The sequence below is a fragment of the Flavobacterium sp. genome (genome assembly GCF_044371705.1).
Classification (GTDB): domain Bacteria; phylum Bacteroidota; class Bacteroidia; order Flavobacteriales; family Flavobacteriaceae; genus Flavobacterium.
In genome coordinates this window covers 1-6,668 of the sequence record NZ_JBILTE010000138.1, presented here as the reverse complement: position 1 = coordinate 6,668, position 6,668 = coordinate 1, and the positions used below count along the sequence as shown (strand labels likewise).

Here is a 6,668-nt window from a genome sequence, read left to right as displayed (position 1 = left end):
CCTGCAGTAAAAGTGCAAGAATGGATAAAAAAATATCCAAAATTTAATTCGATGTTTTTTAATTTATTTAATGAAAGGTATTTTGATTTAATTGACACATTAAATCATGTTTTATTTGATCGTTTAGATGCACGATTATATTCCTATTTGAAAGAAAAAATAATATTATTTAATTCTTCAGTCATTTCAATTTCACACAAGGATATTGCCAACGAAATGGGTACTTCTCGGGAAGTCATTACGCGTGTTTTGAAAAAGTTGGAATCGGAATCTAAAATAATTCAAACTTCAAAAGGAATACAATTAGTAGAGATGTGACTTTAGTCACTTTTTCATGTTTTTGATTTGATTACTTTTACTTGTATAAAATAATTAAAATCAAAATCTTATGAAAGCAAATGTTGGAAACACAGACAAATTAATCAGAATTGTATTGGCCGTTGTACTTGGAGCACTTTATTTTTCCAATACGGTTAGTGGAGTTCTAGGTATGGTATTTATAATTTTTGCAATCGTTTTAATTGCAACAAGTTTAATAAGTTTCTGTCCAATTTATCCATTATTAGGAATAAATACTTGTTCCGTTAAGAATAAAAAGACATGAAACAGTTAGTAAAAATACTATTTTTCTTTTCTTTTATTTCTTCGGCTCAAGTTTCCGTGGAATGGTCTAATTATCCCGGAGGTAACGCACTGGCAGTAAACCAACTCCAACAAGTATACACCGCCAATTGGGATTATAATCCCGGTGGTGATATAACCTTAACGAAGCGAAATTCATCGGGTACTATATTGTGGAGTTCTACTTTTGATAATACAGATAATACAAGACATGAAGTTGTTACCTGGCTTGAAACTGATAGTCAGAATAATTGTTATGTATCCGGTACAATCCGATCAGGATATTCTAATCCGGTAAACGCAGCAAGCCTATTGATGAAATACAATCCGCAAGGAATTTTACTATGGAGAGTTGTATTTGAGTCTACCTTTGAAGGCTCCTATACAAAGAAAATAGTAGTTGATTCTTCCGATAATATTTACGTTTTAGGTTTAGGCATGGGAACAAATGGATTAGTCACGAGAGTTAAAAAGTTTAATTCCAGTGGTGTTCCGCTTTGGACCTATTATGATGTTAATGGTATTGGTGCTCCCATAAATTGCAAGTTGACACCGGACAATGCATTAGTAGTTTCAGGTAGAGGAATTACTGGTATAATCAATGGTTATTTAAAACTTAGTTTAGATGGGATTTTAATGTGGAGTAAGACCGGTGTTACAAGTCCGACCATTGGTGATCTTGCCGGAGATTCGTTAGGAAACACCTATATCATCAATGGAGAAAACGTTGGAACCAATGCGGGTAGTATTATTGAAAAAATTGATTCAAATGGAATTTTGATTTGGTCAAATTTGAATACTATGGCGGGAAATCGTGTAGAAGTTGGTTCAGACAATAATCCAATTATTAGTGGTTTTCCAAACTCTGGTACTGCAGGTGCGGCTTTTATGAAATACAATTCTAGTGGCTTAGTGTTATGGCAAAATTTTGATGCGGATGGGGTAGAAAATTTATTATTACATGGTCAACTTCAATTGGATTCATCAGGAAATGCCTATTTATCTGCAGGCAATCTGTTTAACATGGCAATTTGTAAAGTTAATTCAAACGGAACAAATGGTTGGGTGGGTTTGGTTTCGGGGAGTAGTTCTGCCAGTTCTTTTAAAATTGATACCGATAATTCCATATATGTTGTAGGAGGTACTACAGCCAAACTCGCTCAAGTGCCATTAAGTAGTGCTGAACTAAACGCAAGAGAATTTTCTATATACCCAAATCCATTTGAATCTGAAATCCTTATCTCGTTAAAAAATGATGCAGGTGCAAAGGATATTTTTATTTATGATTTAACCGGTAAATTAATCTATTCCGATACTTTTTACGCATTAAATACCACACTGTTTTTAAATGATATTTCTAAAGGAACCTATATTTTAACTATTATTGGTAATGATGGAAAACAGTATTCTCAACAAATAGTCAAAAAGTGAACCCTTTTTTAAACAAAAAAAGCTGCACATTTTGTGCAGCTTTTTGACATCGTAGGTTAAATGTGGTATTTGAAAACTAACTAACTTCTAATCATCCAATAAATCGGTATATTCTTTAATTTTATCTTTAATAGTGTTTGCCAAACTTTGATTGCCGTCCGGATCATTCGGACTAATTTCAATGAGTCCGTCGCCATTTCCATCATTTGCTGAAGATAAATCAACAGTTGCTAAAACTGCATCTAAATCAAACTCAAAAACGATGGTTGCTGTGTTGTCTGAAATAATTAAATTTTGACCTGCATCTTCGTAATCAATTTCAAAATCTTCTTCTACATTGTGCCAAAACACAAATGGAGTAGTGCCTATGGTACCTTTGATTTGAATGGATTTATTAAACAGTTCACTTGAAGAATTTCTGTTTCGATGCATTTTAAACTCTACTTCTTCATATATTCCATTTGGAATATTAATCGAAGTGATGGTAGTTTGACCACTTAATAAATCAATTTCAAACGGACCTGTTAATTCAAATTCGTCGTCATCGCCATAATACCCATCACCGTAATCATCATCGTCTTCATCGTAATAGTCCTCATCCAATTCAAATTCAATTTCTTTTAAATTGATTTTAAATTCAGAAATACTCACGGCACCGTCCATGCGACCATTATTGCCTGAATACGTAGCTTTTGCTTGAATAGTTAAATTATCCATACCATTTGCAGCATCGCTACTGTCATCGCTACACGAAACAGCTGTAAAAACGACTGCTAGTAAGCCAACTAGAATTTTTTTGTTTTTCATTACATCATTTTTTTAAGGTTATATGTAGTAAAACAATTTACATTTTATTTACCCTACCCAAAATTAAAAAAAAATTACATAAAATCATTTTTTGATGCTTATTTCCTTTATGTTATCTTTGCATTTCATTAAAAGAAATCGGAAGTATGTTCACCAGTTTAAGCGATAAATTAGATAAAGCTCTCCATCTATTAAAAGGCCACGGAAAAATTACAGAAGTCAACGTTGCCGATACTTTGAAGGAAGTCCGTCGTGCACTTTTAGATGCCGATGTTAACTATAAAATTGCCAAGGATTTTACCACTACTGTTAAAGAAAAAGCCATCGGTCAAAACGTTTTAACTACGTTGCAACCAGGGCAGTTAATGGTCAAATTGGTAAAAGACGAATTAGTCGAATTAATGGGAGGTTCCGAAGTTGGTATTAATTTATCCGGTAACCCTTCTGTTATTTTAATGTCGGGTTTACAAGGTTCGGGTAAAACAACCTTCTCGGGAAAATTAGCCAATTTTTTAAAAACGAAGAAAGGAAAGAAACCTTTATTGGTTGCTTGTGATATCTACCGTCCGGCGGCGATTAATCAGTTGCATGTAGTAGGAGGTCAGATTGGTGTAGAAGTCTATTCAGAACCCGAAAATAAAAATCCTGTCGAAATTGCTCAAAATGCCATCAAACATGCTAAAGCAAATGGCTTTAATGTAGTAATTGTGGATACTGCTGGACGTTTGGCTATTGATGAGCAAATGATGAATGAAATCGCCAATGTCCACAAAGCAATTCAACCACAAGAAACATTGTTTGTTGTAGATGCAATGACCGGTCAAGATGCTGTGAATACTGCGAAAGCCTTCAATGATCGTTTGAATTTTGACGGAGTTATTTTAACCAAATTAGACGGTGATACCAGAGGTGGAGCTGCTATTTCAATTAAATCGGTTGTAAACAAACCAATTAAATTCATCGGAACCGGGGAGAAGATGGAAGCTATTGATGTTTTCTACCCGTCACGTATGGCCGACCGAATTTTGGGAATGGGAGACGTGATCTCTTTAGTAGAGCGTGCTCAGGAACAATACGATGAAGAAGAAGCACGAAAATTGCAAAAGAAAATTGCAAAAAACGAGTTTGGTTTTGATGATTTTTTGGTTCAAATTCAGCAAATCAAAAAAATGGGTAACATGAAAGATTTGGTTGGAATGATACCCGGAGCTGGAAAAGCATTGAAAGATGTGGAAATTGAAGACGATGCATTCAAACATATCGAAGCAATCATTCATTCGATGACGCCGTTGGAACGAAGCAAACCTAACGTAATTGACGGCAAGCGGAAAATGCGAATTGCGAAAGGTTCGGGAACCAAAGTAGAACAGATTAATCAATTGATGAAACAATTTGATCAAATGAGCAAAATGATGAAGATGATGCAAGGAGGCGGAGGTAAGAATCTTGCCCGCATGATGGGTGGAATGAAAGGAATGAAATAAATATAGTTACGGGTTTGAAAGTTACGAGTTAAAACACAACCCGCAACCTGAAACCTGAAACTTGAAACCTGAAACTTGAAACCTGAAACCTGAAACCTGAAACAAAAAACTATGCAACTACTTGACGGAAAGAAAATTTCAGAAGATATTAAAAACGAAATCGCTGCCGAAGTGCAGAAGATGAAAGACAATGGTGAGAAAGTGCCGCATTTGGCAGCTATTATCGTTGGAAACGACGGAGCGAGTTTGACTTATGTTGGCAGTAAAGTAAAATCGTGCGAACGCGTAGGTTTTGAAAGTACGTTAATCAAAATGCCAAGCACCACTTCTGAAACAGAACTTTTAAAGAAAATCAAAGAGTTGAATGAAGATGACAATATCGATGGTTTTATCGTACAGTTGCCTTTACCGAAACAAATTGACACACAACACGTGATTATGTCGATTGATCCCAGTAAAGATGTTGACGGATTTCATCCGGAGAATTTTGGAAAAATGGCTTTGGATATGAGTACCTTTATTCCGGCGACGCCTTTTGGAATTTTAGAATTATTGGAACGGTACGGCGTGGAAACTTCAGGAAAACATACCGTAGTTATTGGCAGAAGCCACATTGTGGGTCGACCCATGAGTATTTTGATGGGAAGAAAGGGATTTCCGGGCAATTCAACAGTCACGCTTACACATAGTTACACCAAAAACATTTCTCAAATAACTACCCAAGCTGATATTATCATCACTGCATTGGGAGTTCCTAATTATTTGAAAGCTGAAATGATCAAAGATGACGCAGTAGTAATTGACGTGGGTATTACTCGTGTTTTGGATGAAACCAATGAAAAAGGATACCGAATAACAGGCGATGTTGATTTTGAAGCGGTGAGTAAAAAAGCTTCGTATATCACACCGGTTCCCGGTGGGGTAGGACCAATGACAATTGCGATGTTGCTGAAGAACACTTTATTAGCGAGAGAACAGAAACGATTGAAGAAATAAAAAGGAAACCTAGGTGCTGAGCTTGGGTTTATTTTTTCAATTAACTTGTACATAAAATCAATAATTAAAATTCTAAGCAATATTTATTATATGAATTTAAAAACATTAATCTCTTTAAAATTTGTACTTTATGTAATTGGTTATTTTTCTTTATTTTATTTTATTACAAACATAACTAGGAATTACAGTAAGCTTGAAGACCAAAATAAAGTACTCATTGAACAAAAAGAATGTTATGAAAAGATTCTAGACCTCGGAGAGGACGATTTGCAAGACAAGAAAATATTGTATAGTATTATTGATGCAACAAATTCTAGATTGGAATTGGAATCTGAAAAAAGTAAACTCAGTTTAAATACCAACATTTTGATTATAATATTGTTGAGTGTTTTTTTATATTACGTTTTTAATTATCTAAACACAAAAATTGAGAAATTGAAAAGTCAGGAAACAGAATCCGAACGTGAAAAGTTTTTATAATTTTTAGTACTTAAGATCAATATTCAAATTTAAAAAATAGATAGAAATAGTGTCTTTTAAAATTCAGTTTATTTGATTAGTAGAAAAAATAAAGAACTATTTTTTCCTAATAATCCGATTGCTATTTGAAGCCATTGGTTTTTTGGTCTCCACTTTAGGCAAACTCGCTTCTTCCGTTTTGCTGGAAGGTTCAATCAGTTGGTTTAGCTCAAGAATTTCAGAAGCCGTTAAATCGCGGTAGCGTCCCACAGGAATATCTAAAGTAATATTGATAATTCGAACGCGTTTCAATGCATTAACCTCATAACCTAAAAACTCACACATTCTTCTGATTTGACGATTTAAACCTTGTGTCAAAACAATTTTAAATACGTGGGTGTTGATTTGTTCTACTTTACATTTTCGGGTGACAGTATCTAAAATAGGAACGCCATTGCCCATTTTTTGAATGAACCGTTCAGTAATAGGTTTATCAACCGTTACTATGTATTCTTTTTCGTGATTGTTTCTTGCACGAAGAATCTTGTTTACAATGTCGCCGTCGTTGGTCATAAAAATCAAACCTTCACTGGCTTTGTCTAATCGTCCTATGGGGAAAATACGTTCCGGGTAGTTAATATAATCAACAATGTTGTTTCGAACTCCTTGGTTGGTCGTACATTCAATACCTGTCGGTTTATTGAAGGCTAAATAAATAGGTTCTTCTCTGTTTTCACGAATCAATTTTCCGTTTACGCGAATTTCATCTTTCTCAGAGACTTTAGTGCCCATTTCGGGAACAACGCCGTTAATGGTGACACGTCCTTCAGAAATAAGTCGGTCCGCTTCCCTCCGTGAACAAAAGCCTGA

The 6,668-nt window shown here is 34.8% G+C and carries 7 protein-coding genes; 5 read left to right on the top strand and 2 right to left on the bottom strand.

Going from position 1 to position 6,668, the window contains the following annotated elements; translation table 11 throughout:
* The 3 genes from ACIQ2S_RS09795 to ACIQ2S_RS09785 form a co-directional block, all read left to right on the top strand.
* Nucleotides 1-318: Crp/Fnr family transcriptional regulator (locus ACIQ2S_RS09795; RefSeq protein ID WP_396175456.1), on the top strand; the 318-nt coding region annotated here is incomplete at its 5' end.
* A gap of 70 nt (nucleotides 319-388) precedes the next feature.
* Complete coding sequence (locus ACIQ2S_RS09790) at nucleotides 389-604, top strand: DUF2892 domain-containing protein (protein WP_396175454.1); 216 nt, start codon at nucleotides 389-391, stop codon at nucleotides 602-604.
* Nucleotides 601-2,052, top strand: coding sequence for a T9SS type A sorting domain-containing protein (locus ACIQ2S_RS09785; RefSeq protein ID WP_396175452.1), 1,452 nt, complete (start codon nucleotides 601-603; stop codon nucleotides 2,050-2,052). The genes ACIQ2S_RS09790 and ACIQ2S_RS09785 overlap by 4 nt, the downstream gene beginning before the upstream one ends.
* An 87-nt stretch (nucleotides 2,053-2,139) precedes the next feature.
* On the opposite strand, the gene ACIQ2S_RS09780 is transcribed toward ACIQ2S_RS09785, so the two are convergent.
* On the bottom strand, nucleotides 2,140-2,859 hold the full coding sequence (locus ACIQ2S_RS09780) for a hypothetical protein (protein WP_396175450.1): 720 nt from the start codon (nucleotides 2,857-2,859) through the stop codon (nucleotides 2,140-2,142).
* Between the two features lie 146 nt (nucleotides 2,860-3,005).
* On the opposite strand from ACIQ2S_RS09780, the gene ffh reads away from it, so the two are divergent.
* Nucleotides 3,006-4,343, top strand: coding sequence for a signal recognition particle protein (ffh, locus tag ACIQ2S_RS09775; RefSeq protein WP_396175448.1), 1,338 nt, complete (start codon nucleotides 3,006-3,008; stop codon nucleotides 4,341-4,343).
* A gap of 111 nt (nucleotides 4,344-4,454) precedes the next feature.
* Nucleotides 4,455-5,339, top strand: coding sequence for a bifunctional 5,10-methylenetetrahydrofolate dehydrogenase/5,10-methenyltetrahydrofolate cyclohydrolase (locus ACIQ2S_RS09770; protein WP_396175446.1), 885 nt, complete (start codon nucleotides 4,455-4,457; stop codon nucleotides 5,337-5,339).
* 576 nt (nucleotides 5,340-5,915) lie between these two features.
* On the opposite strand, the gene rluF is transcribed toward ACIQ2S_RS09770, so the two are convergent.
* Nucleotides 5,916-6,668, bottom strand: a 753-nt coding sequence (gene rluF, locus ACIQ2S_RS09765) for a 23S rRNA pseudouridine(2604) synthase RluF (protein WP_396175444.1), incomplete at its 5' end; no start/stop codon positions are given.